At 69.5% G+C, this 23,615-nt stretch carries 29 protein-coding genes; 7 read left to right on the top strand and 22 right to left on the bottom strand.

Annotated features, from left to right (window positions below; all coding sequences use genetic code 11):
- Positions 1–894 precede the first annotated feature (894 nt).
- From ACZ5WK_RS13805 to ACZ5WK_RS13770, 8 genes are read right to left on the bottom strand one after another with little or no spacing between them, the layout of a single operon-like run.
- Positions 895–1,278 carry a metal-sulfur cluster assembly factor gene (locus ACZ5WK_RS13805; protein WP_396320486.1) on the bottom strand — a complete coding sequence of 128 codons (384 nt, stop codon included), beginning with the start codon at positions 1,276–1,278 and terminating at the stop codon, positions 895–897.
- A 23-nt stretch (positions 1,279–1,301) separates the two neighbouring features.
- Entirely contained in the window at positions 1,302–1,763 is a 462-nt protein-coding gene (gene sufU, locus ACZ5WK_RS13800) for a Fe-S cluster assembly sulfur transfer protein SufU (RefSeq protein WP_465547532.1), read from the bottom strand.
- Positions 1,764–1,779: 16 nt separating this feature from the next.
- Entirely contained in the window at positions 1,780–3,027 is a 1,248-nt protein-coding gene (locus tag ACZ5WK_RS13795) for a cysteine desulfurase (protein ID WP_396320571.1), read from the bottom strand.
- A gap of 23 nt (positions 3,028–3,050) precedes the next feature.
- Complete coding sequence (sufC, locus tag ACZ5WK_RS13790) at positions 3,051–3,815, bottom strand: Fe-S cluster assembly ATPase SufC (RefSeq protein WP_465547531.1); 765 nt, start codon at positions 3,813–3,815, stop codon at positions 3,051–3,053.
- 6 nt (positions 3,816–3,821) lie between these two features.
- A complete protein-coding gene (locus ACZ5WK_RS13785) occupies positions 3,822–4,139 on the bottom strand; it encodes a bifunctional 3-phenylpropionate/cinnamic acid dioxygenase ferredoxin subunit (RefSeq protein WP_396320489.1) in 318 nt (105 codons plus the stop codon).
- Positions 4,140–4,144: 5 nt separating this feature from the next.
- Entirely contained in the window at positions 4,145–5,389 is a 1,245-nt protein-coding gene (sufD, locus tag ACZ5WK_RS13780; protein ID WP_465547530.1) for a Fe-S cluster assembly protein SufD, read from the bottom strand.
- A 56-nt stretch (positions 5,390–5,445) separates the two neighbouring features.
- Positions 5,446–6,861, bottom strand: a complete 1,416-nt coding sequence (sufB, locus tag ACZ5WK_RS13775; RefSeq protein ID WP_396320491.1) for a Fe-S cluster assembly protein SufB — start codon at positions 6,859–6,861, stop codon at positions 5,446–5,448.
- A 9-nt stretch (positions 6,862–6,870) separates the two neighbouring features.
- Positions 6,871–7,713, bottom strand: a complete 843-nt coding sequence (locus tag ACZ5WK_RS13770) for a helix-turn-helix transcriptional regulator (protein ID WP_465547529.1) — start codon at positions 7,711–7,713, stop codon at positions 6,871–6,873.
- Between the two features lie 192 nt (positions 7,714–7,905).
- Between ACZ5WK_RS13770 and ACZ5WK_RS13765 the strand changes: the two genes are divergently transcribed.
- Positions 7,906–8,832, top strand: a complete 927-nt coding sequence (locus ACZ5WK_RS13765; RefSeq protein WP_465547528.1) for an ABC transporter ATP-binding protein — start codon at positions 7,906–7,908, stop codon at positions 8,830–8,832.
- Positions 8,833–8,879: 47 nt separating this feature from the next.
- On the top strand, positions 8,880–9,599 hold the full coding sequence (locus ACZ5WK_RS13760; protein ID WP_465547540.1) for an ABC transporter permease: 720 nt from the start codon (positions 8,880–8,882) through the stop codon (positions 9,597–9,599).
- Positions 9,600–9,719: 120 nt separating this feature from the next.
- Here the strand turns inward: ACZ5WK_RS13760 and ACZ5WK_RS13755 are convergent, their stop codons facing one another.
- The 5 genes from ACZ5WK_RS13755 to ACZ5WK_RS13735 all read right to left on the bottom strand — a co-directional run bounded on the left by ACZ5WK_RS13755 (position 9,720) and on the right by ACZ5WK_RS13735 (position 12,113).
- Complete coding sequence (locus ACZ5WK_RS13755; protein WP_465547527.1) at positions 9,720–10,499, bottom strand: SDR family NAD(P)-dependent oxidoreductase; 780 nt, start codon at positions 10,497–10,499, stop codon at positions 9,720–9,722.
- 477 nt (positions 10,500–10,976) lie between these two features.
- Positions 10,977–11,261: a hypothetical protein gene (locus ACZ5WK_RS13750; RefSeq protein ID WP_465547526.1), complete on the bottom strand. Its 285-nt coding sequence runs from the start codon at positions 11,259–11,261 to the stop codon at positions 10,977–10,979.
- Entirely contained in the window at positions 11,258–11,500 is a 243-nt protein-coding gene (locus ACZ5WK_RS13745) for a hypothetical protein (protein WP_465547525.1), read from the bottom strand. Before ACZ5WK_RS13745 ends, ACZ5WK_RS13750 begins: the two co-directional genes overlap by 4 nt.
- A complete protein-coding gene (locus ACZ5WK_RS13740) occupies positions 11,488–11,748 on the bottom strand; it encodes a hypothetical protein (RefSeq protein WP_465547524.1) in 261 nt (86 codons plus the stop codon). The genes ACZ5WK_RS13745 and ACZ5WK_RS13740 overlap by 13 nt, the downstream gene beginning before the upstream one ends.
- A complete protein-coding gene (locus tag ACZ5WK_RS13735) occupies positions 11,745–12,113 on the bottom strand; it encodes an ATP-binding protein (protein ID WP_465547523.1) in 369 nt (122 codons plus the stop codon). Before ACZ5WK_RS13735 ends, ACZ5WK_RS13740 begins: the two co-directional genes overlap by 4 nt.
- 287 nt (positions 12,114–12,400) lie before the next feature.
- Here ACZ5WK_RS13735 and ACZ5WK_RS13730 point away from each other — a divergent pair, with 287 nt between their 5' ends.
- From ACZ5WK_RS13730 to ACZ5WK_RS13720, 3 genes are all read left to right on the top strand, one after another.
- Positions 12,401–13,261, top strand: coding sequence for a helix-turn-helix domain-containing protein (locus tag ACZ5WK_RS13730; protein WP_465547522.1), 861 nt, complete (start codon positions 12,401–12,403; stop codon positions 13,259–13,261).
- 1 nt (position 13,262) lies between these two features.
- On the top strand, positions 13,263–13,463 hold the full coding sequence (locus ACZ5WK_RS13725) for a DUF397 domain-containing protein (protein ID WP_465547521.1): 201 nt from the start codon (positions 13,263–13,265) through the stop codon (positions 13,461–13,463).
- A gap of 223 nt (positions 13,464–13,686) precedes the next feature.
- Complete coding sequence (locus ACZ5WK_RS13720; RefSeq protein WP_465547520.1) at positions 13,687–14,265, top strand: maltokinase N-terminal cap-like domain-containing protein; 579 nt, start codon at positions 13,687–13,689, stop codon at positions 14,263–14,265.
- Between the two features lie 396 nt (positions 14,266–14,661).
- Here ACZ5WK_RS13720 and ACZ5WK_RS13715 read toward each other — a convergent pair whose 3' ends face one another.
- Both ACZ5WK_RS13715 and ACZ5WK_RS13710 read right to left on the bottom strand, forming a co-directional pair.
- A complete protein-coding gene (locus ACZ5WK_RS13715) occupies positions 14,662–15,135 on the bottom strand; it encodes an NUDIX domain-containing protein (protein WP_465547519.1) in 474 nt (157 codons plus the stop codon).
- A 28-nt stretch (positions 15,136–15,163) separates the two neighbouring features.
- Positions 15,164–15,484, bottom strand: a complete 321-nt coding sequence (locus ACZ5WK_RS13710) for a hypothetical protein (RefSeq protein ID WP_465547518.1) — start codon at positions 15,482–15,484, stop codon at positions 15,164–15,166.
- Positions 15,485–15,527: 43 nt separating this feature from the next.
- On the opposite strand from ACZ5WK_RS13710, the gene ACZ5WK_RS13705 reads away from it, so the two are divergent.
- On the top strand, positions 15,528–15,947 hold the full coding sequence (locus tag ACZ5WK_RS13705) for a hypothetical protein (protein ID WP_465547517.1): 420 nt from the start codon (positions 15,528–15,530) through the stop codon (positions 15,945–15,947).
- A 454-nt stretch (positions 15,948–16,401) separates the two neighbouring features.
- Here the strand turns inward: ACZ5WK_RS13705 and ACZ5WK_RS13700 are convergent, their stop codons facing one another.
- A complete protein-coding gene (locus ACZ5WK_RS13700; RefSeq protein ID WP_465547516.1) occupies positions 16,402–16,923 on the bottom strand; it encodes a PadR family transcriptional regulator in 522 nt (173 codons plus the stop codon).
- Between the two features lie 88 nt (positions 16,924–17,011).
- Between ACZ5WK_RS13700 and ACZ5WK_RS13695 the strand changes: the two genes are divergently transcribed.
- On the top strand, positions 17,012–17,569 hold the full coding sequence (locus ACZ5WK_RS13695) for a hypothetical protein (RefSeq protein WP_465547515.1): 558 nt from the start codon (positions 17,012–17,014) through the stop codon (positions 17,567–17,569).
- Positions 17,570–17,806: 237 nt separating this feature from the next.
- Here ACZ5WK_RS13695 and ACZ5WK_RS13690 read toward each other — a convergent pair whose 3' ends face one another.
- From ACZ5WK_RS13690 to ACZ5WK_RS13665, 6 genes are all read right to left on the bottom strand, one after another.
- Complete coding sequence (locus ACZ5WK_RS13690; RefSeq protein ID WP_465547514.1) at positions 17,807–18,517, bottom strand: hypothetical protein; 711 nt, start codon at positions 18,515–18,517, stop codon at positions 17,807–17,809.
- Complete coding sequence (locus ACZ5WK_RS13685) at positions 18,510–18,974, bottom strand: hypothetical protein (RefSeq protein ID WP_465547513.1); 465 nt, start codon at positions 18,972–18,974, stop codon at positions 18,510–18,512. Before ACZ5WK_RS13685 ends, ACZ5WK_RS13690 begins: the two co-directional genes overlap by 8 nt.
- Positions 18,975–19,105: 131 nt before the next feature.
- Positions 19,106–19,750 (bottom strand): hypothetical protein, encoded by a 645-nt coding sequence (locus ACZ5WK_RS13680; RefSeq protein ID WP_465547512.1) that lies wholly within the window; start codon positions 19,748–19,750, stop codon positions 19,106–19,108.
- Positions 19,743–21,974, bottom strand: coding sequence for a hypothetical protein (locus ACZ5WK_RS13675; RefSeq protein WP_465547511.1), 2,232 nt, complete (start codon positions 21,972–21,974; stop codon positions 19,743–19,745). Before ACZ5WK_RS13675 ends, ACZ5WK_RS13680 begins: the two co-directional genes overlap by 8 nt.
- Positions 21,975–21,985: 11 nt before the next feature.
- The gene (locus ACZ5WK_RS13670) at positions 21,986–22,450 is read right to left on the bottom strand and encodes a WXG100 family type VII secretion target (protein WP_465547510.1); all 465 of its coding nucleotides are present in this window, start codon (positions 22,448–22,450) and stop codon (positions 21,986–21,988) included.
- 414 nt (positions 22,451–22,864) lie between these two features.
- The gene (locus ACZ5WK_RS13665; RefSeq protein ID WP_465547509.1) at positions 22,865–23,575 is read right to left on the bottom strand and encodes an LAETG motif-containing sortase-dependent surface protein; all 711 of its coding nucleotides are present in this window, start codon (positions 23,573–23,575) and stop codon (positions 22,865–22,867) included.
- Between the last annotated feature and the right edge of the window lie 40 nt (positions 23,576–23,615).

Here is a 23,615-nt window from a genome sequence, read left to right as displayed (position 1 = left end):
CCGAAGGTTCTCCTCGAACTGCGTGATCGACTCGCCGTCGACGCCCGCCGCGCCCTTGTTGGCCTTGACCCTCAAGTACGCCTCGAACACCAGATACTTCGAGATCTCAAACGACTTCGATCCGCTCGTCCGGCTCATCCCGGGAACTCCGGTTGACCACCAAGCAGACCCAGACGACCCGTCCCCTTCGCTCCACCCGCGTTACCGGGCTTCATCACTACTACGAGACGGTCTGCCCCCGTGCCCCGCGACGGTACTCGGCTCCTCGCGGCGTTGTCCGCTTGGAGTACTCCCTCTCGCCGCCGGCCCACCGGGCCGGCGACCGTATCGGGGCGACAGGTTCCCACGTTCCATGCAAGAGCCCGGACCAGGCTCGCGCCGCCTACATGCCGGACGCCACCCGGGCAGTCAGCAGGCTCCCCCCGGACTTGTCCCGGGGCCCAGGTCTTGCCCCGGTTTCGACGCCACTGGAATTTCTTACGACACGTCATCAGCGGTTCGCTCCCGCTCGCCTTCCTGATCCATACCTGACGCGATCAAGCCGCGCCTTTTCCCGTTGCGCTCACCACGACCGGCACTTAACCGGCGCAGCCAACGGTGGTTTGGAGCCTCCCCCTGCAGGGCGACCCCGGAGGACCTACCTCCATCTCTCGCACAGCACCGCGTCCAGAAGCTCCTACATCGACGCCCCCTTCAGCGTTCGTGGCACACGACCAGCAGAAACGCCGCCGCCCGGTACGGATTCCGTACCGGGCGGCGGCGTTCGCGGACAGGGCGCTACGCAGTCCAGGGCTTCCAGCAGTCTCGCCACCCATCGGCAGATATACCACTGCCGCGCGAATCATTCCCCCGAAGGAGAGATTCGCGCGGCAGCAGGTTGACGATCGATGGATCTCAGACGTTGAAGCCGAGGGCGCGGAGCTGGTCGCGGCCGTCGTCGGTGATCTTGTCGGGGCCCCACGGCGGCATCCAGACCCAGTTGATGCGCAGGTCCTGGACGAGGCCGTCGGTGGCCGTCTTGGCCTGGTCCTCGATGACGTCGGTCAGCGGGCAGGCCGCCGAGGTGAGCGTCATGTCGATGGTGGCCACGTCCGACTCGTCGATGTGGATCCCGTAGATCAGGCCCAGGTTGACGACGTCGATGCCCAGCTCGGGGTCGACGACGTCCATCAGGGCCTCGGTGAGGTCCTCGACGGAGACGGTGCCGGCGGTGGTGCCGACGATGACGGTCGGGCCCTCCTCGGCGGAAGGGGCGGGCGTCTCGGTGGTGTCGCTCATGGTGTCTGTCCTCCTCTTCTGCGTCAGTTGGTGGTGCCGTCGACGGCGGGCCGCTCGGCCAGCGCCTTGGCGGTGGCGTCCTTCCAGGCCATCCAGCTCAGCAGTGCGCACTTGACCCGGGCCGGGTACTTGGAGACGCCGGCGAACGCGACCGCGTCCTCCAGCACCTCCTCGTCGCCCTCGCCCTGGCCCTTGCTCTGCATGAGCTCCAGGAAGGCCTCCTGGACGGCCTGCGCCTCGCCGACGGTCTTGCCGACCACCAGGTCGTTCAGCACCGAGGCGCTGGCCTGGCTGATGGAACAGCCCTGCGACTCGTACGAGACGTCGGCGACCGTGGCGCCGTCGAGCCTCACCCGCAGGGTGATCTCGTCCCCGCAGGTGGGGTTGACGTGGTGCACCTCGGCGTCGCCGTCCCGCAGCCCCTTGCCGTGCGGGTTGCGGTAGTGGTCCAGGATGATGTCCTGGTACATCGAGTCGAGCTTCATGTCGTGGGCCGTCCTGTCAGCCGAAGAAGTTCCGGACGTGGTGCAGGCCGTCGATCAGGGCGTCGACCTCGCCCGGCGTCGAGTACAGATAGAACGACGCCCGCGTGGTCGCCGGAATTCCGTACCGCAGGCAGACCGGCCGCGCACAGTGGTGGCCGACGCGCACGGCGATGCCCTGCTCGTCCAGCACCTGGCCCACGTCGTGCGGGTGGATGTCACCCAGCGTGAACGAGATCGCGGCGCCACGGTCCACGGCCGTGCGCGGGCCGATGATCCGCAGGTCCGGGACCTCCAGCAGGCGCTCGACGGCGTACTCGGTGATCGCGTGCTCGTGCGCGGCGATCTTCTCCATGCCGATGGCCGACAGGTAGTCGATGGCCGCGCCCAGCCCGACCGCCTGGGCGATCGGCGGGGTGCCGGCCTCGAACTTGTGCGGCGCCGGGGCGTAGGTGGACGAGCCCATGGTGACGGTCTCGATCATCTCGCCGCCGCCGAGGAACGGCGGGAGGTCCTCCAGCAGCTCCTGGCGGCCCCAGAGCACGCCGATGCCGGTCGGGGCGAGCATCTTGTGGCCGGTGAAGGCGACGAAGTCGGCCTCCAGCGCCTGCACGTCCAGGACCATGTGCGGCGCGGCCTGCGAGGCGTCGATCACCACGAGGGCGCCGACGGCCTGGGCCTTGCGCACGATGGTCTCGACCGGGTTGACGGTGCCGAGCAGGTTGGAGACCAGGGTGAACGAGACCACCTTGGTCTTCTCGGTGATCAGCTCGTCGATGTTGGACAGGTCGAGCCGGCCCTCGTCGGTCAGCCCGAACCACTTCAGCTTCGCGCCGGTGCGCTGCGAGAGCAGCTGCCACGGGACGATGTTGGAGTGGTGCTCCATCTCCGTGATGACGATCTCGGACTCGGCGTCCACCCGGTACGGCTCGTCCGCCCAGGTCAGCATGTTGGCGACCAGGTTGAGCGACTCCGAGGCGTTCTTGGTGAAGACCACCTCGTTGCGGCTCGGCGCGTTGACGAACGCCGCGACCTTGTCACGGGCGCCCTCGTACAGCGCCGTGGCCTCCTCGGCGAGCACGTGCACGCCGCGGTGGACGTTGGCGTTGTGCCGCTCGTAGTAGGCGTTGAGCGCCTCGAGCACCTGGCGCGGCTTCTGCGAGGTGGCCGCGTTGTCCAGGTAGACCAGCGGCTTGTCGTCGTGCAGCAGCCGCTGGAGGACCGGGAAGTCCTTGCGGATCGCATCGGTGTCGAGCAGACCCGACAGAACCGCCGACTCGTGCGTATGGGTCACTCGGAAGCGCCGCCCTTCACGTAGGACTCGTAGCCCTCGTTCTCCAGCTTGTCGGCCAGCTCGGCACCGCCGGACTCGACGATGCGGCCGGCCGAGAACACGTGGACGTAGTCGGGCTTGATGTACCGCAGGATGCGGGTGTAGTGGGTCACCAGCAGGGTGCCGACCTCGCCGGTGGAACGGACCCGGTTGATGCCCTCGGAGACCTGGCGGAGCGCGTCGACGTCCAGGCCGGAGTCGGTCTCGTCGAGGATCGCGATCTTCGGCTTGAGCAGCTCCAGCTGGAGGATCTCGTGGCGCTTCTTCTCGCCGCCGGAGAAGCCCTCGTTGACGTTGCGCTCGGCGAAGGCCGGGTCCATCTGGAGGGCCGCCATGGCCTCCTTGACCTCCTTCACCCACAGCCGCAGCTTGGGGGCCTCGCCGCGGACGGCGGTGGCGGCGGTGCGCAGGAAGTTGGAGACCGAGACACCGGGGACCTCGACCGGGTACTGCATGGCGAGGAAGACACCGGCGCGGGCACGCTCGTCGACGGACATCTCCAGGACGTCCTCGCCGTCCAGCAGCACCTGGCCGCCGGTGACGGTGTACTTCGGGTGGCCGGCCAGCGTGTAGGCCAGGGTGGACTTGCCGGAGCCGTTCGGACCCATGATCGCGTGGGTCTCGCCCTGCTTCACGGTCAGGTCGACGCCCTTCAGGATCTCCCGGGGGCCGTTCTCGGCCTCGACGGAGACGTGCAGGTCGCGGATTTCAAGGGTTGCCATGTGTACTCAGGACTCCTGGTTGACGGAGACGAGCACATCGTCCCCTTCGATCTTTACGGGGTAGACAGCGACCGGCTTGGTGGCGGGCAGGCCGGAGGGCTTGCCGGTGCGCAGGTCGAAGCTGGAGCCGTGCAGCCAGCACTCGATCATGCAGTCCTCGACCTCGCCCTCGGAGAGCGAGACGTTCGCGTGCGAGCAGATGTCGTTGATCGCGAACACCCCCTCGTCGGTGCGGACGATGGAGACCGGCACGCCGTTGAGGTCGACGCGCTTGGGCACGTCCTCGGCGAGCTCGCTGAGCGCGCAGGCGCGGAGAAAGCTCATCTGGCTCAGACCGCCGCTTCCAGCTCGGCTTCGATCTTCTCCATCAGCTGGTCCTGGATCTCGGCGACGCCGATCTGCTGGACCAGCTCGGCGAAGAAGCCGCGCACCACCAGGCGGCGGGCCTCGTCGGCCGGGATGCCGCGGGCCTGCAGGTAGAAGAGCTGCTCGTCGTCGAAGCGGCCGGTCGCGGAGGCGTGGCCGGCGCCGACGATCTCGCCGGTCTCGATCTCCAGGTTCGGGATCGAGTCGACGCGGGCGCCGTCGGTGAGCACCAGGTTGCGGTTGTGCTCGTAGGTGTCGGTGCCCTCGGCGGCGGCGCGGATCAGCACGTCGCCGACCCAGACGGCGTGCGCGTCCTGGCCCTGCAGCGCGCCCTTGTAGACCACGTTGGAGCGGCAGTGCGGGGTGTCGTGGTCGATGACCAGACGGTGCTCCAGGTGCTGGCCGGCGTCGGCGAAGTAGAGGCCGAACAGCTCGGCCTCGCCGCCCGGCGCGGCGTAGGAGACCCGCGGGTGGATGCGGACCACGTCGCCGCCGAAGGTGACGACCACGGACTTCAGCGAGGCGTCCCGGCCGACCAGGGCGGTCTGCTGGGTGGCGTGCACCGCGTCGCGGTCCCAGTCCTGGACGGAGACAAAGGTGAGCTTGGCACCGTCGCCGACCAGGAGCTCGACGTTGGCGGCGCGGGTGCCGGTACCGGTGTGGTTGATCACCACGACGGCCTCGGCGAACGGCTTGACGTCGACCACCACGTGGGCGAAGCGGGTGCCGCCCTCGCCGTGCACGTCGATCTTGACCGGCTCGGTGAGCACCGTCTCCTTGGGGACGGTGACCACGAGCGCCTGCTCGAAGGCGCTGAACGCCTGCGCGGCGACCCGGTCGACCGGCTTGCCGGCCTTGCCCAGGCGGGCGTCGTCGCGGCCGACGGTCTCGGCGGTGACGCCGTCCGGCAGGCTCAGCTCGACCTTGTCCGTGCCTTCGCCGTCCTTCTCGACCGTGGCAGCGGCGGTGCCGTCGTGCAGGCCGTTCAGGCGGTGGAGCGGGGTGAAGCGCCAGTCCTCCTCGCGGCCGGTCGGCACCGGGAAGTCGCCGACCTCGAAGGAGGGCTTGACCGCGACGCGGGCGTCGATCGGCTGCTGGACGGAGGCGCGGCCGGTGCCGGGACCGGCGAGCTGCGCGCCCGCCCCGGCGGTGCCGACCTCGATCGAACCGGCGGTGGTGGAGCCGGTGGGGGTGTTGACGTCAGCCATGGCTGTCGTGGTGCTCTCTTCCTAACGATGCGGACTGGACTGCGTGCGGCTGCTCGTCAGCCGACGGAGCCCTCCATCTGCAGCTCGATCAGCCGGTTCAGCTCCAGCGCGTACTCCATCGGCAGCTCGCGCGCGATCGGCTCGACGAAGCCACGGACGATCATCGCCATCGCCTCGAACTCGGTCATGCCCCGGCTCATCAGGTAGAAGAGCTGGTCCTCGCTGACCTTGGAGACGGTCGCCTCGTGACCCATGGACACGTCGTCCTCGCGGACGTCCACGTACGGGTACGTGTCCGAGCGGGAGATGGTGTCGACCAGCAGCGCGTCGCAGAGCACGTTGGACTTGGCGCCCTTGGAGCCCTCGCCGATCTCGATCAGACCGCGGTAGGAGGTGCGGCCGCCGCCTCGCGCCACCGACTTGGAGACGATGTTGGAGGAGGTGTTCGGCGCCATGTGGACCATCTTGGCGCCGGCGTCCTGGTGCTGGCCCTCGCCGGCGAAGGCGATCGACAGGGTCTCGCCCTTGGCGTGCTCGCCCATCAGGTAGACGGCCGGGTACTTCATGGTGACCTTGGAACCGATGTTGCCGTCGATCCACTCCATGGTCGCGCCCTCGTACGCCACGGCGCGCTTGGTGACCAGGTTGTAGACGTTGTTCGACCAGTTCTGGATGGTCGTGTAGCGGCAGCGGCCGCCCTTCTTGACGATGATCTCCACGACAGCGGAGTGCAGCGAGTCCGAGGAGTAGATCGGCGCGGTGCAGCCCTCGACGTAGTGGACGTAGGCGTCCTCGTCGACGATGATCAGCGTCCGCTCGAACTGGCCCATGTTCTCGGTGTTGATCCGGAAGTAGGCCTGGAGCGGGATGTCGACCTGGACACCCTTCGGGACGTAGATGAAGGAGCCACCGGACCAGACGGCCGTGTTCAGCGCGGCGAACTTGTTGTCGCCGGCCGGGATGACGGTGCCGAAGTACTCCTTGAAGATCTCCGGGTGCTCCCTCAGAGCGGTGTCGGTGTCCAGGAAGATGACACCCTGCTCCTCGAGGTCCTCGCGGATCTGGTGGTAGACCACCTCGGACTCGTACTGCGCGGCAACACCGGCGACCAGGCGCTGCTTCTCCGCCTCCGGGATGCCCAGCTTGTCGTACGTCGCCTTGATGTCCGCGGGCAGGTCCTCCCAGGACTCGGCCTGCTTCTCGGTCGAGCGGACGAAGTACTTGATGTTGTCGAAGTCGATGCCGGTGAGGTCGGAGCCCCAGGTCGGCATGGGCTTCTTGCCGAACAGCTTGAGGCCCTTGAGCCGCAGGTTCAGCATCCACTCGGACTCGTTCTTCTTTGCCGAGATGTCGCGGACGACGTCCTCGCTGAGCCCGCGCTTGGCGGCGGCGCCGGCGGCGTCCGGGTCCGCCCAGCCGTACTCGTAGGTGCCCAGGCCTTCGAGCTCCGGGTGCGAAACGGTGTCAGTCATGCGAGCTTCCTAACGCGCGGACGCTGAGTCTTCGGTGGACGTACCGGCAGTCGGCACTGCATCGGTACCCGGGCCTGCGGGGCGCAGGGCGGGCGACGATGCGGCACCGGGTGCCGGCACATAGGTGGTGCAGACCCCGTCGCCGTGGGCGATGGTGGCCAGCCGTTGCACATGGGTGCCCAGCAGTTGGGAGAAGACCTCGGTCTCCGCCTCGCAGAGCTGCGGGAACTGCTCGGCGATGTGCGCGACCGGGCAGTGGTGCTGGCAGAGCTGGGCGCCCGCCGGGGCTTTCGCCGCGGCCGACGGAACACGCCGCACGGTGGCAGCGTACCCGTCCGCACTCAGCGCCTGGGCAAGCGCTTCGGTGCGCTCCCCGGCCTCGGCCTGGCGCAGCGTGGCGAGGTAGCGCTCGCCCTGCTTGCCGAACCGGGCCCGGGCGAAGGCGGCGACCGCCTCCTCGCCCGCCTTGCCGCCGCCCACCGAGTCGGAGATCCAGCGCAGCGCGTCGGCCGCGAGCTGGTCGTACTCCTGGTAGAAGGCGTCCCGGCCGGCGTCGGTGAGGGCGAAGACCTTGGCGGGGCGGCCCCGGCCGCGACTGCCGTACACCCGCTGTTCACGGGCGTCGACCAGGCCGGCGGCGACGAGGCCGTCCAGGTGACGGCGGACGGCCGCGGTGGTCAGACCGAGCCGGTTCGCCAGGTCGGTGGCGGAGGAGGGGCCGTGGTCGAGGATCGAACGTGCGACCCGGTCCCGGGTCGCACGGTGGCCCTCCAGCAGCACCTCGGCCGCCGTCGCGGGCACGGCACAGCCGGGGGCCGACTCGGCCTCCTGCTGCGTGGTGTGCTCGCGCATGTTTTTCACAACACCAGTGTTGCGTAATTACTTCCGACAGGACAAGCCGTGATCCAGGCCTCACTGGTGTCATCTGTCACGCAGGTAAGGCTTACCTGACCTGCGTGGACGATCAATCCGGCCGCCCCTTCCCCGCGGCCGCTGCGGGGTCCCGCGACGGGCCCCGTGTTCACGCCTTCTACACTCGCCGGTATGCATTCCGAACCCGCGGTCCAGATCACCGGGCTGGTCAAGCGCTACGGCGAGAAGACCGCGGTGGACGGTCTCGACCTCACCCTCGCGCGCGGCGCGATCACCGCCGTGCTCGGCCCCAACGGCGCCGGCAAGACCACCACCATCGAGACCTGCGAGGGCTACCGCCGCCCGGACGCCGGCACCGTCCGCGTCCTCGGCCTCGACCCCGTCGCCCGGAGCGCCGAGCTGCGCCCCCGGATCGGCGTGATGCTGCAGTCCGGCGGCGTGTACGCCGGGGCGCGGGCCGTCGAGATGCTCCGGCACACCGCGAAGCTGCACGCCCACCCGCTGGACGTGGATGCCCTGGTCGAGCGGCTCGGCCTCGGCTCCTGCGGCCGCACCACCTACCGCCGGCTCTCCGGCGGGCAGCAGCAGCGGCTCGCCCTGGCCATGGCCGTGGTCGGCCGCCCCGAGCTGGTCTTCCTGGACGAGCCCACCGCCGGCCTCGACCCGCAGGCCCGCCGCGCCACCTGGGACCTCGTCCGCGACCTGCGCCGGGACGGCGTCACCGTCGTCGTCACCACCCACCACATGGACGAGGCCGAACAGCTCGCCGACCGCGTCGCCGTCGTCGACCGCGGCAAGGTCATCGCCGAGGGCACCCCGGAGGAGCTCTGCCGCGGCGGCGCCGAGTCCTCACTGCGCTTCGACGGCCCGCCCGGGCTGGACCTCGGCCCCCTGCTCAAGGAGCTGCCCGAGGGCGCCGCCGCCACCGAGGCCTCCCCCGGCAGCTACCGCATCGAGGCGCCCGTCGACCCGCAGCTGCTGGCCACCGTCACCCGCTGGTGCGCGGCCTCCGGCATCCTCCCCGAGCGGCTCGCCGTGCAGCGCCGCAGCCTCGAAGACGTCTTCCTCGACCTGACCGGACGGGACCTCCGCTCGTGACGACCACCGATTACTCCCCGCAGCCGGGCGCCGCCCCCGTCGGCCGGATGCTGCTCGCGCAGACCGCCTTCGAGACGAAGATGCTGCTGCGCAACGGCGAGCAGCTGCTGCTGACCGTGATCATCCCGACGGTCCTGCTCGTCCTCTTCTCCGCCGTCGACATCGTCGCCGCCGAGGGCCCCGGCAAGCGGGTCGACTTCCTGGCGCCCGGCCTGCTCGCACTGGCCGTGATGTCCACCGCCTTCACCGGGCAGGCCATCGCCACCGGCTTCGAGCGCCGCTACGGCGTGCTCAAGCGGCTCGGCGCCAGCCCGCTGCCGCGCTGGGCCCTGCTCACCGCGAAGACGGGGTGTGTGCTGGTCACCGAGGCGTTGCAGGTGGCGCTGCTGTCGGCGATCGCGCTGGCGCTCGGCTGGTCCCCGCAGGGCGACCCGTTCAGCGTCTTCGCCCTGCTCGTCCTCGGAACGGCCGCGTTCTCCGGCCTCGGCCTGCTGATGGCCGGCACGCTCAAGGCGGAAGCCACGCTGGCCGCCGCCAATCTGGTCTTCATCCTGCTGCTGCTGGCCGGCGGCGTGATCGTGCCGCTGAGCAAGTTCCCGTCGGCCGTCCGGTCCGTCCTCGAACTCCTCCCCATCGCCGCCCTCTCGGACGGCCTGCGCTCGGTCCTCCAGACCGGCGCCGGGGTGCCCTGGGCGGACCTCGGCATCCTGGGCGGCTGGGCGGTGCTCGGCCTGGCCGCGGCCGCCCGGTTCTTCCGTTGGGAGTGATCCTGGTGGTCGCCCGGAGCGACCACCAGGACACGCCGCCGGGCTACCTGGACGAGTGGATCCGACGTTCCGCCCCGCCCAGGCCGACGTCAACGCCCCGGTACGTGCCCGGGCGGTGGATCACCCGGCCGCGATCGGTCCGAGGTAGGTGCCGCCGGAGACGTCGATGATCTGGCCGGTCACCCAGCGACCCTGCGGACCCGCCAGGAAGCCCACCACGTCCGCGATGTCCTCCGGCTCGCCGAGCCGTCCGAGCGCGGTGAGCGACGCGAGTCCGGCCACCGCCTCGGGAACGGTGGTCCAGCCGGCGGTCATGTCGGTCCGGATCACTCCGGGGTTGACCGTGTTCACGGTGATCCCGCGCCGGCCGAGCTCGTTGGCGAGCGGTGCGCCGAGGGCAGCCAGCGCCGCCTTGGTGACGGTGTAGCCGATCTGGACGGAGGCCGCGATCCGGGTGGCCGCCGAGGCCATGTTGACGATCCGCCCGCCGTCCCGCAGCAGTGGCAGCACCCGCTGGATCACGAAGATCGGCGTGCGCACGTTGACCGCCAGCAACCGTTCGAACTCCTCCTCGGTGAGTTGCCCGATCGAACCGACCGAGTGGATGCCCGCGTTGTTGACCAGGATGTCCAGGCCGTCCGCGCCGCGGTCCGCCAGCCCGGCGGTGAGCCCTTCGAACAACCGGTCCACCGCACCGTTCTCGCCGAACCGGGCCTGCACCGCGAACGCCCGGCCGCCGGCCTTGGCGATCAGTGCCACGGTCTCCGCGGCGGCCGCCTCGTTGCCGCCGTAGTGGACCCCGACCAGCGCCCCCTCGGCGGCGAGCCGCAGGGCGACCGCGCGCCCGATCCCCCGCGAGCCGCCCGTCACCAGTGCGGTCCTGCCGTCCAGTTCCCCCACGATCGCCTCTCCCCTCATGTCGCCCCGGTCGAATCCGGGACCGATCTCCGGTCGTCACAACCCGGTGCCGGACACCCTTCCTGTATGCCCGGAGCCGAACTGCTGAAGCCGCCCGACTTCGGAACCGCTCGTCCAGGGCTCAGCCAGCCATGGACCGGCCCGGTCGTTGTGCCAGGAAGAGGGTCGGCTCGGTCCGCTCCTCGTCGGTGAACCCCCATGGCGGAAGGGACTCGTTCCCGAAGTGAGTCGTGCACCCCACGACTCCCTCGGTGTCATGCACGCCCGCCAACGACCCTGCCGGGCAGGGGAGATCAACTCCCGGAGCCCGGTGGATGCTGTCGCGCCGGGGAGGACACGGCTGGACCCCGAGCGATCACGAGCAGCCTCGTGGGCGTTTCGACCGCGCACACGGCGCGGGAGGACGTCGAGGTGCGGCGAGGCCCTCGCCCGGGTCGGCGAGGGCCTTCGTGGTCGCGCTCAGCTGGGTATGCGGTGACGCCCGGGTTTGGTGGACGGTTGACGGATCTCGGGGCCGAAGTGGCCGGCCTGGCGGGCGATCCAGGCGTATTCGTGGGTGCCGTCGGGGAGTCGGCGCAACTCCCAGCGGCCTTGTCGGGTGATCGGCGGCGGGGGCGGGGCCTCGTTCTGGGGATGCGGCATCTTGAGCGTGGCGATCACGCCGAGGGCCACGGTGACGAGGGCCAGCGCGAGCAGGGTGATCAGCGCGGCGCCGACGAGGAAGCCGGCGGCGCCGGATCTCATCGGCGGATCCCGAGGACGCGGTGGCCGAGGTGGGCGGCGAGGCCGTGGAGGAGGTCGTGGGCCTGGTCGCGGGTGAGGGGGAAGGCCAGCTGCTCGCCGGGGCCGGCGTGGACGTCGAGGTCCACGGCGATGCGCAGCTGGAGGGCGGCGTCGGGGACGTGCTCGACGGCGAGGTAGTGGACGGTGGTGCGCTCGGTGTGGATCGCCTCGGTGGAGACCATCGGGATCAGGACTCCCACGGCTGGTCCCTTTCGGTGTCGCGGAGCAGGTGGAGGAGGTTGAGGAGGGTGCTGATCGGGGCGTGGCCGAAGTCGATCAGGAGGCGGCCGTCGACGGCGCTGTGGTGGGTGGTGGCGGAGCCCCACCGGATGCCGAACTTCGCTCCTCGGGCGTGGAGTTCACGGAGGAGGGCGCCGACCTGCGCGTCGCTGTAGTCGCGCATCCGGGGGTCGTCGGGGGCGACGGGGGCGCGGCGGGCGGCGCTCATGCGGCGCAGTCCAGCTCGAACCAGACGAACTTGCCGTCCTTCCGGGGGCTGGCCCCGAAGCGGTGGGTGAGGGAGCGGACCAGGTGCAGGCCCCGGCCGGACAGCGCGTAGGGGTCGGCGGAGAGCTGCGGCTCGGGCAGCTCCGGGCTGTCGTCGGCGACCGAGACCCGCAGGGTGCGGGTGGCGAGGAGGACGACGACCACGGTGGGGGCGGGGCTGCCCCCGTGCTTCCAGGCGTTGACGAACAGCTCACAGAGGGCGAGTTCGGCGTCGTGGATGAGGTCGTCCGGCCAGCCGGCGGCGGACAGCGCGTGGCGCAGCGCCTCGCGGGCGGCGGACCAGTCGGGCGGGTTGAAGGCACACATGAGGGACCTCCGGACGAGGTTGGGCGGAGAGGGACTCGGCGTTCACCGGCGGATACGTCACCGTGAGCCAGGCCAGGACATGGCTGCTCTGCGGTGCGAGGGCAGCAGGCGCCTACTGCCTTGGAAACAGGCGTTACTGACGATCCGTCGGATCGACCTGAGAACGACGATAGCCCACGTGAACTTAAATTTAGGTAATCTCCGCGGAAGTTCCCTCTCTCGTGGGACCAATGGCCCCGCTCGCAGGCCACACGGCACACTGGTCTCACGAACGCTGAGAGGACGTCATGCCTGGCCGCCACAACCCGACCTTTCGTCAGCGCCGCCTGGGCGCCGAGCTGCGGAGGATGCGCGAGCAAGCCGGCCTCGGCGGCAGCCAGCTCGCCCGCGTACTCGGTGTGAGCGCCGCTCAGGTGACGCAGATGGAGAACGGGAAGACCAGCGTCAGCGTGGATCGGCTCCACACGATCACGGCAGCCTGCGACTGCACCAACCAGCCACTCATCAACGCGCTCGCCGACATCATTACGTCACGCGGAAAGGGCTGGTGGGAGGAATATCGTGACCTACTGCCCAGCACCTTCCTCGAATCCGCACAGCATGAGGATTTTGCTGCAGGGACGATCAGAGTCTGGACGTCGGCGTTCCTTCCGGGACTAGTCCAGACCAGCGACTACGTGAAGGGGGTATTCGGTCGGAAAATTCCCAGCCTCACTGTCGACGAGCTCGACCTGCACGCCACCTTTCGGACGCGGCGCAGAGACATGCTCCTCGTGAGCCCGCAGAAGAATCTTGAGACCTACCTCCACGAGTCTTGCCTCCTCACACGCTTCGGTGGCACCGAGGTGCTGCGGGCACAACTCAGCTGCCTGGTCGAGGACTCCCTCCGGGACGATATAAGTATCCGCGTGATCCCTTTCAGTGCACACACGTACCCAGGCGCGATCGAGAACATCATCTACAGCTGCGGCGAAGTCCCCGAGCTTGACACGTTGGAAATGGACTCATCGCAAGGCCCCATCTTCTTCGATGCCCCGAGCGAACTCGAAACCTATCGAGCCATCTTCGATCGCATCGAAAAGTCGGCACTCACCGAGGATGAGTCACGCGACCTGATCTACGCGACGATCCGAAACTTGAAGGATTGAGATGTTCCCGAGCAACTGGCAGAAGTCTTCCTTTAGCAGCGCCGGTGACAACTGCGTCGAAGTACGCACCGTGAACGGGCTGGTCGAGGTCCGCGAGTCCGACGACGGCGACATCACCATCCGCACCACCCCCGCCAGGTTCGCCGCCTTCCTCCAAGGCATCAAGGCCGGCGAGTTCGACCACCACACCTCCAACGCGTAGCGAATCGTTCCGGCGGCCCCTTGCTCCTCGCACGGGGCCGCCGCGACGTACGCGTGACCATAGTTGGCCCCTGGTACGTGGAACGCGGCCCACCAGGGACACCCCGCGCTGCACCGCCGCATCGGCGTTACGGTGAATGAGACGGCAGGTGCGGGAAGCCCATCCGATAGGTTCGATCACATCCCGTGGGAGGACGGGCCCGAACCTAGGCACGAGGGAACTCATGGCCACCATCCATCGCACCACAATGACGCCCACCAAGCTGGAGCTGCTCACCGGCTGGCTGCCGAAGCAGAGCTGGTACGTGGGCGCCGCCGGAGCCCCGGAACCGGCGAGGGCCGGTGGGTTCCGTCTTGACGATCCGGAGGGTGCGGTCGGGATCGAGTTCATGGTCGTGGTGGACACCTCCGCACAGGAGCCGGTGGCGTACCTGGTGCCGATGGCCTACCGCGGTTCGGCGCTGGAGGGCGTCCCCGGCGAGGCGTTGATCGGCACGTCCGTGCACGGCGTGCTCGGCACCCGGTGGATCTACGACGGCGCCCACGACCCGGTGGTGATGGCGCAGTTGCGCGCGCTCCTGCGCGGCGATGCGGTGCCGCAGCAGCAGAGCATGAGCAACACCCCCGACCCGACCGTCACCGTGCACGGAACGGGACCAGCCGACGGCATCGACGTTCGGCTCAACCGCGTCCTGCAGCCCACGGAGGCCGCACAGAGCTCGTCCGCAGCCCTTGTCGCGGGATGGTCCTGGCCGGACGGAACGGCCGCGCGGGGCGTATTCGCAACCCTCACGCCCCGCTGATCGGAACAGTCGACAACACGCGCCCCCTGGAGCGGGAAGTCCGACCCGCCGACTTCCCACTCCCCACCCGAGCGCCCAAGGCACCGCGGCGCTCGAGCCGGACGAACCGATCCACACCGTCGCATGAGCCCGCCGAGGGGCCGCGCCGCGTGACACCGATCGGCAGAAGTCCGGGTGCAGCGGCATATCCAAGGAGCACGTCGAGCTTCGCACCGCTGACGGGCCGGTCAAACTCCGCGACTCCGACGACGATGAGGTAGTCCTCCGCACCGCCCCCACCAGTTTCGCCACCTCCCCCCAACGCATCAAGGCCGGCGAGTTCGACCACCACACCGCCCCCATCCCCTGGCGCCCGTCGGTCCCTCGCTCGACCGAGCGAGGGACCGAGGATTCGGGCTACCGGTCAGCCACTCCGTTCTCCAGGTAGACCATCTCCGCGTGCCTCTTCGCAGCGCAGGCAGCGTGAACCCGGCGGGCCAGACGTGGGATGAGGAGGGAGTCGATCTGATCCTCGGCGTGGAAGGCGTACTTGCCGATCTCGACCTGGTCCACGGTAATGCGCTGAAGTACACCAGCTGCGAGAACGCCTCCGTCAAAGACGAAGAGCAGTTTGTCGCCTTCATCCGGGTGGGGCGCCCAGTCTGCAACAAGGAGCCGACCGATCGGCGGCGTAATGCCAAGCTCCTCCTCAACCTCCCGGGCCGCACCTTCGGTCGGGGTCTCCCCCGTACGCAGGTAGCCACCTGGGATTTCCCAGCCAGGCTTGTAGGTCGGCTTCACGAGGAGCACACGCCCGTCCTCGTCGAAGAACAGAACGCCGGCGGCAGTGCGGGGTCGGGCTACGACCTCGTGAGACTGCAAGTCACTCATACCGGCGACTCTAGTCGTCGAGCAACCGTCACCCGGCCATGCTCAGCCGGCGCGCAAGACCAGCAAGCAACTGACTCGGCTTCCCGCGCTGATGACGCATCCAGGCGGTCACCAATTGCCGAGGGATGAAGTGATGGCGAACCTGCTCCGGGGCCAGGGCCTCAGCATCAAGAACGCTCGCGAGAGCCCCGTCCCTGAGGTTACGGGCATCGTGGGCACGGGCCAGTTCGAGCAAGTGCCGTACCCGGCGTTCGATCGGCAGCGCAGACGCATCCACCCGTACCCCCTGGTCGGCCGCGATCTGAACATCGCCCAGCTCCATGGCGGTCGAGATCCGGTGGATGGTCATGTTGGTCGCCGCAGCCCGGAAACAGCAAGCAGACGTGGCCGTCATGACCATCACCCAGAACGCCGCCAACCACATCGCCGCCCACGGCCAGTACTTCCGTGAGCACGACGGCATCCGCCTCCAGTACGCCCTCCATGGCCACCTCCCCTACGACCGCACGGCAAGCCTTCAGCCGCTGTATGAGGCGTACCAAGCCACTGAGGTAGTCAAGGAGGGCTTCGAAGCGTGGTTCCTCCCGATCTTCTCCCTGATGGCCAAGGCCACGACTCGGCCGGACCAACTTCCTGCCCTCCTCAAGCACTACATGCGAGCACATCTTGCTCAGCCAACCGCAGCCGACGAGGCCGCCCTCGAGGCTGTACGGCGCGCAGTTGGTGCAGGTGGTACCGAATGGATTGCGAACAAGCAGGCACTGGCCAATGTGATGGCTGCCCGTTGGACATCCGCGCCTGTCGGCCGCTGACCAGCACGCACCCGAGGAACCTTCTCGACGGATGGCGTTCCCTCCCAACGGAAGGAACGGCCACCCGGACCGCTACGCAGCACCTCGGATCGCCTCGCCGCACTCAACCGCCACGACACCGGCTCGGACCTGCTGCTCGTGAGCAGCAGAACCCCCTACACCGACCCCCAGACCCTGCTTCCAGGGGCCCGGCCATGTCGAGCCGACACGGCTGCCCGCCACCCTACGGATGCGGGTGGGCGATGCTCGGGAGGCGAAGCTGCCCACGGGCGGGACGACGCGCTCGCCGTCCCGCCCGAGCCCGGAGACGCCCAGGGTCTCGGTGTACTTGCGGCCGAGCCGGGCCGAGGAAGATCCCCCTCGCCCACCGCCTCCAAGCGGCCGCTGCGCTGCCGGATCTCCGCCGACCGGACGGGGCCGGGAGGGCCGGCGTTCGGCAGGGCTCCGCGGGCGATCAGTGGCCGTCCCGGATCTGCCCTTCGGCCCACTCGGCCCACTCGCGGCGCATCGCGTTGAACCGCAGGCCGTACTCGAGCGCGATCCTGCTGTGGACGGCGACGTCTCCGTCGCCCCGGCCGATCTCCTCTTCGGCGGTCTGCAGTCGTTCCTGGTGGCGTTCGGAGATCCGGGCCAGCCACCGCAGGTAGTCGCGTGCCTGGGCGGGGGTGAGCACGCCGAGGAAGAAGACCCGCAGCAGGAGGTCGCTGCGCGCATGCTGGGTGGGTGTCGTCTCGGTGAGCCAGTGCTGCAGTTCGGCCAGGCCCGCGTCGGTCAGGGCGTATTCCTTGCGGCCTCGCGGTCCGTGGGCACTGACGGTGATCAGACCGCTGTCGTCCAGCCTGGTCAGTTCCGTGTAGACCTGGCTCTGGGTGGCCGGCCAGGCGAGGGCGAGCGAGCTCTCGAACTCTTTCAACAGGTCGTAGCCGCTGGCAGGTCGGTCCACCAGCAACCCCAACAAGGCGTGTCGAAGACTCATGCCCGCAGCCTACCTTCCACAATTGACAGGTCGTCAGAGGAGGTTCTACGTTGGGCCGTCGCCATGCCGATCCAGGGGGAGACTCACCATGACCTACGTCCTCACATTCCTGCCGTGGATCGTCTACGCCGTCCTGCCGTCCGACCGCTGGCAGTGGGCCACGCTGGCCGGCCTGGTCGTGGCCGTGGGAGTGATCGTCAAGCGGCGTTCGGCGGGAAGCGGCTTTGACTCTCTGATCATCGAGACCGGGTCGGCGGGCTTCTTCGCCGTGCTGGCCGCCGTGGCCTTCGCCGACCCCGACTCGGCCGTTCACGCGTACTCGGCCGCGCTGTCCTCCGGTGTTCTCGCCCTGATCGCCGGCGCCTCGCTGGCGATCGGCAAGCCGTTCACCCTCGGCATCGCCAAGCAGTCCACTCCGCGCGAGGTTTGGCATCAGCCGCTCTTCGTGCGCACCAACCGCGTCCTCACCGGCGTGTGGACCATCGCCTTCGCCGCGACCGCCGCCGTGCTGGCCGCCCTCGCCCACGCCGACCAGGGCCACTCGACCACCGCCACCCTGGTCCAGGTCGCCGGCTTCGTGATCCCGATGGTGTTCACCAACCGCTTCGTCGCCGCCGTCCAGGAGCGGGCGCGACCGCAGGGCTAGACGATCACGATCGCCGCACAGGGCAGGCCGGCGACTTTCGCCACCTCACCTCACCTCACACACCACGGCGGCCCCTCGCTCATCCGAGGGTGCCGTCGGTCGCTTCGAGGTCCTGATCACTCCGCCCCGCCGAGCACCGGATCGGCGGGGCGGAGTACTGCGAAGTGGCTGGTGCGGGTGCGGGCTCCGGGTGGATCGCTGCCGTTCGAGAACCCCGACCAGCCGGACGGTGGGATCTCAGCGACCGGCCTCCGTGACGACCTCCGCCGACGGGAAGGCGATCGGGTTGCGAAACGGGTAGGCGGTGACAGCCCCCTTGGCGGCCTTCAACGCGATGTCCAGCCGGGCCTGGTGCAGCGAGTGCAGCGTCGGATCGGTGAGCCGGCCGTCCCCCCACACGTGGATCTCCACGTACGGGCGGTCCAGGTCGGCGGCCACCGGGTTCTCGCACCGGAACGCCAGGTGAACCGTACCGTCCTGCCACATCCACCCCTGGATGTCCTGGCCGAGGTCCAGCCTCCGCGGCACATGCCCGGTCACCGGAACGGCGGCCGGCCCGTAGTCCATGTTGTAGATGAGGTCGGTCATCAGCCTCACGCTCAGGCCCAGCGGCATGGAACGATCCCGCTGCACCAGGCACGTCTGGTCGTGCTCGCCCGCGCGGAGGCCGGCCCCGCCGCTCCCGTCGTCGGGCCCCTCCTCGTAACGCACACCGAACGTCCCGCTCGCCCTGTCCGTCAACGGCTTCAGGTCGTTCCGGTCGAGCAGTGACCAGCAGGCGGTCGCAGGCAGGGTCAGCGGCTCGCGCGCGGACCACCACCACAGTCCCCCGCCGGCCGCAGTGACGGCGGCGGCGGACACGGCGGCGAGCACCAGCCGGTGCCGGCGGTACCAGGCCATCCTGTGCCCGGCTCCGCCGGCCGGGGACGCCGTCGACGCGTCAGCCATGGATCGCCCTGTCGAACAGCGCGGCGCCGTCGCTGAGCCCGGTCCTGGTCTCGTTGGCGGCCGAGAGGGCCAGCGTGCCGAGGTACGGCTCTTCGAGCCCGGCAGCCCGCCCGGCCTTCTCCACCGCGGCCTGGGACGCCGCCGCCGCGGAGACCACAAAGGTCGCGGTGACTGGCTTGCTGTGCTCCTTGACCGGGTACGTCCCGTGGAGCTCCTTGCCGAACTGCTTCTGGTCGAGCACCTTCTCGCCGTCAACGGTCAGGCTGACGGCGTTCTTCACGCCCGACGCGTCGCTGTAGTTGGTCAGGTCGATCACGATCTTGTCGCAGGTCGTGTGCCAGGTGGGCACGTGCGCCGAAGCGCTGGTGGCCATGGCAATCGGGAGCAGGACGGCTGCTGCCGCCGCGCCGGCCAGTGCCGCACCCCTGATGCCGAGCTGCCGCTGCTGTCGCGCCATTTCGTTGTCCCCTCCGAACGGTTCTGTGCAGCAGGCATGTTGAGTGTTTGACGGCGGCGAGCACCAGCCGGTGCCGGCGGTACCAGGCCATCCTGTGCCCGGCTCCGCCGGCCGGGGACGATGTCGACGCGTCAGCTCCTCACCGTCCCGGGGACGCTGTCCGGCAGCTTCACCGGGTTCGCGCACGGATAGCCGGCCACGACGTCCTTGGCGTACTTCAGCGCGATGTCGAGGACGGCCCGGTGGACCTTCTCCGACCTCGGATCGGTGACGTCCCCGGCCGCGACCCCGACTGCCACGTACGGCCGGCCCATGCGGGCGTTCTCCGGGTTGTCGCACCGGAATGCCAACCCCACCTGCCTCGACCCAGTCCACCCCTGCACGTCCGCGCCGAAGTCCAGCCTGCTCTCACCCTGGTGGGAAACCTCCGAACCCGCACCGTACTTGATCTTCATCGAAAGCTCGTCCATCGACCACACCTGGATCCACAGAAGGCCGTTCGCCGGATTCCTCTCAACCCTGCAATCCTGGTCGCCGCGGATCGGCTGAAGGTGCTCGTGGCTGCCGTCCGTCGAATTACGCTCGACGAACGTCCCGTGCAGGTCATCCGCCAACGGTGCGAGGTCGGCCCGGGTGAGCACCGACCAGCAAGCGCTGGCCGGCAGCTCCGCCGGTGCGTGGGCCGACCGCCACCACCCGAACCCGGCCCCGGCGAGCACCACTGCCGCGACCCCGCCAGCGAGCCACCGCCGCCGGAGCCGCTTTCCCTCAGCCATTGACGGCCCGCGTGAAGAGCCCCGAGCTGTCGGCCGCGCCGGCCCTCACCTGGTTCGCGGCCGCCGTGGACAGGGCCTCGATCTGCTGCGGGTTCAGCCCGGTCCCCTGCGCGGCCTGCTCCACCGCCCGCTTGGCGGCTTCGGCCGACCCGTTGAGTCCGGCGACGTCCGCGGCCGTGGCCGGGTCCGCGGTGTTCGCTTCGATGTGGTAGTTCGCGGCCAGCTGGTCGATGAAGTAGTTCACCGGCAGCGACAGGCCCGCACCGACGACGGGAACCTGCCCCAGCACCTTGCCGCCCGTCATGGCCCAGACGGACTTCCCCCACATGGCGTTCTGGTCGATGGACTTGTTGTACGCGTCCGCCTGGTCCTTCATCTCGCCCACCAGTGCGGAGGTCCGAGCCGCGGTGAGGATCCCCGCCACCTCGCCGCCGGGATGCGCCGCGTTGTTCACGGCCTGGCCGAACTGGTCGCCGTACGTGTCCCGGTGCAGCATCACGTCCTGGATGTGCGCGGTCGTGTAGGCCTGTTGGGCCTGGGCGATGGCACCGAAGGCCTCGGGGTTGCGGCCCAGCGCGCCCAGGAGCTTCGCGGTGCTCTCCTGGCCGAGGTGCGCCGGGGCGCCGTAGCTGGGCAGCGTCCGGTCCTGCGGGCTCAGCGCCGCCTGCACGTCGCCCATGTAGGCGGCCGTCGCATGGCCGAGGCTCGGGGCAAGGTCCGCGAACAGCTCGCCCTTGCGGAGCAGTTTGGGCCCGTCGTCATTGCCGAAGCGGTCCACCACCTGCGCCGCCACGGCCGCCATCTCCGGCGTGTGCGGCGGCAGGGGCGCGTCGGTCGCGTCGTACGCCCGGCCGGTCGTGGCGGCCTCCAGGGCGTGGCCGAGCGCGCCGGCCTCCATCGACGCGGCCTTGCCGTGCGGGCTGAGGTGGTCGGGCTGGTAGTCCTGGAGGATGGAGTTGAAGCCGGTGCCGGTCAGCTGCTTCAGGTAGGTGTTGGGCTGGCCGGTGGCCTTGACCGTGCCGTCCTCGTTATAGACCGTGGCCTGGTCGTGGAAGTACTTCGTCGCCGCCGTCGGGTTGTGGCCTAGGGCCTCCAGCGCGCCCGACATCGGGTTGATGCCGGAGCCGTCCTTGCCGAGGAAGAACACCTGGCCGATCGGGTTCGCCTTGCTGACGGCGTCCTCCCATCGGCCCGGGTTCTGCGCACTGAGCTGGGTGATGTGCTCGACGACCGGGTTGAGGAAGTGCGGGTCGTACGTGCCGGTCCGCAGGATGTTGGAAAGGATCTGGTAGCCGTACGGGTTGCCGCCCTGGAGCCGGTCCGGCAGCAGCTGGTACTGGGCGGCGCCGGCCTTGCGCAGCCCGGCCTGCCAGGCATCGGACAGGTGGGGCACCTTCGCGCCGTCCGTCGCCGTGGCGAGGGTGCGGCCGAGGTTGCCCTGCAGTTCGACGAGCGCCTTCTTGGTCGCGTCGCTGCCGTAGTAACCGCCGAACTCGCTCAACGCACCGTAGGAGCTCAGGAAACCGTCCGGTCCGGCGGAGGTGTAGAACGCGGTGGCGAAGCGGGGGTCCCCTGCGTGACTCTTCACCAATTGGTTGAGTTCGAGGACCTGGGCCTCCGTCGCCTTGTCCCCGAGTCGCAGCAGGTCCGCCGCCTTCTTGGCCTCCTGCTCGGGCTGCCCGCCGAGCGGCTTCGCGTTGAAGGACGTACGGTCGGCGCCGGTGTCCGCCGCGAGGGCGCCGGCTGCGGCGGCGTCGGCCGCGGTGGCCCGGGCCACCGCCCTGGCGATCGCGTCGGCCACGTCCGTCGCCTTCTGCCGATAACTGTTGGCGTAGTCCGGGTCGTTCTTGTCCGCCGGGTTCGTCGCCGGCGGCCAGTGAACGCCACCGGTGTCGTCCACCGTCAGCCCCCGGTCGGCGGCCGACTGGATGGTCGCCTTCAAGTCGGCCTGGGCCCCGGCGAGTTCGGTGTGAGCATCGCGCAGGGCCCGGGCCATGGCACTGGCCTCCTCGAAGGCCGCGTCGATCTCGGTACGGACCTTCTGGATACCGCCGGCCGCCTGCTCGGCCGCGATGCCGCGCCAGCCCGAGCCCTGGAGAGGGGCGATCACGTCACCGGTCAGCTCGGAGGAGAACTCCCAACTTCGGACGAGCGACTCGAAGGCGCCTGCCACCCGGTCGATACCGGAGAGCGGCGCGTATCGCAGTTCCCTGAATTCCACCATGACGAGTCGCCTCAGCTCTTCCCGAAGTTCTGTGCGTTCAACTGCTCGGCGCGCGCGTAGGAGTCGGCATTGGTGCCCAGGAACTCCGCCACCCTCCCGAGCGCCGCGTCGAGCGAATTGACCTGCCCCATCCAGACCTCGTCCGCGGTCCACAGCGCGCCCACCAGCGCCCAACTGCGTGGCAGGTCCTCCGTCGCGTCGTGCAGGTGCTCGAAGGGCTTCCGGCCTGCCTGGGTGAACTTCGCCTGCAACGTCGTCGCGTTGTTCGCGGCCTTGCGCAGCGCGTCCGGACTGACCGCCAGTGTCGGGCCCGACGGCCCCGGCGTGCCCGGCGTGACGGGCGTCCACGACGGTGCGGGCGCGCCGGACGCGGCGGCCGCGAGGTCCGGGAACTGCTTTCTTGCCGCTTCCGTCAGATTTCCGGAACTGTCGAAGAGCCACGGATTCATCCGCCGCTCGAAATCGAGGTCAACCATGTGAAGAAAATCCCCCCGCGAAGTGACCGTCGAAGGGACGGCCCATCCAACCCGCGGCCGTTCTCCGAAGTGGAGGAGAGACGGCCGCACCCCGTTGTGCATTTCTGCAGCCGGGCAAACCCTTCCACGGATGTCCGGTCCGCGTTGGGGAGTTGAGCGAACCTTGAGGTTGACTTCCTCCCCGTGTCAGAACACGGGATTCCGGCCGCACGTGCCGCGCGGGGTTTCGCCCCGTGCGTGTGCGTGCGGTCGCTGGTCGGCGTTTCACGGACCGGCCGATGCCGAGGTCTCCACGCCCTGACACCGCATGCCCTGCGGCGTTGAGAAGAGCCCTCCACTGGGGGAGCAGACAACCACGGCGGCCCCCCGCTCGACGGTGCGAGCGGGGGGCCGCCGTGTTGCCGGGCGCGGGCGTCAGCTCTCGCTGCTGCTCCGGCGCTTGCGGGCGACCAGGACGAGAGCGCCACCGATCAGCACGACGGCGCCGCCGGCCGCCGCGATGATCGGGGTGGAGTCGTTACCACCGGTCTGGGCGAGCGCCGGCCCGGGGGTCGCGGTGCTCGTCGCCGGGCTGGGCGTCTTGGGCGGAGTGGAGACCGCCGCCGTCGGGCTGGCGGTCGCGGTGGGCGAGGCCGTCCCGGTCGGGGTCGGGGTCGGGGTCGCCGTCTTGGTGGGCGTGGCGGTGGGCGTCGCCGTGGGAGTCGGCGTCGCCGTCTTGGTCGGCGTGGCCGTGGGGGTCGGCGTCGGGGTCTGGCAGACCTCGATCGTCTTGGTCTCGGTCTTGTTCCAGTCGTGGTTCTTCGGGTCCTCGGTGGTGGTGACCACAAAGGTCGCGGTGACCGGCTTGCTGTGCTCCTTGACCGGGTACGTCCCGTGGAACTCCTTGCCGAACTGCTTCTGGTCGAGCACCTTCTCGCCGTCGACGGTCAGGCTGACGGCGTTCTTCACGCCCGACGCGTCGCTGTAGTTGGTCAGGTCGATCACGATCTTGTCGCAGGTCGTGTGCCAGGTGGGCACGTGCGCCGAAGCGCTGGTGGCCATGGCAATCGGGAGCAGGACGGCTGCTGCCGCCGCGCCGGCCAGTGCCGCACCCCTGATGCCGAGCTGCCGCTGCTGTCGCGCCATTTCGTTGTCCCCTCCGAACGGTCCTGTGCAGCAGGCATGT

The sequence above is a fragment of the Kitasatospora sp. NPDC032757 genome (assembly GCF_055579305.1).
Note: the sequence above shows the minus strand (reverse complement) of the source record. Positions and strands in the feature narration are given on the sequence as shown.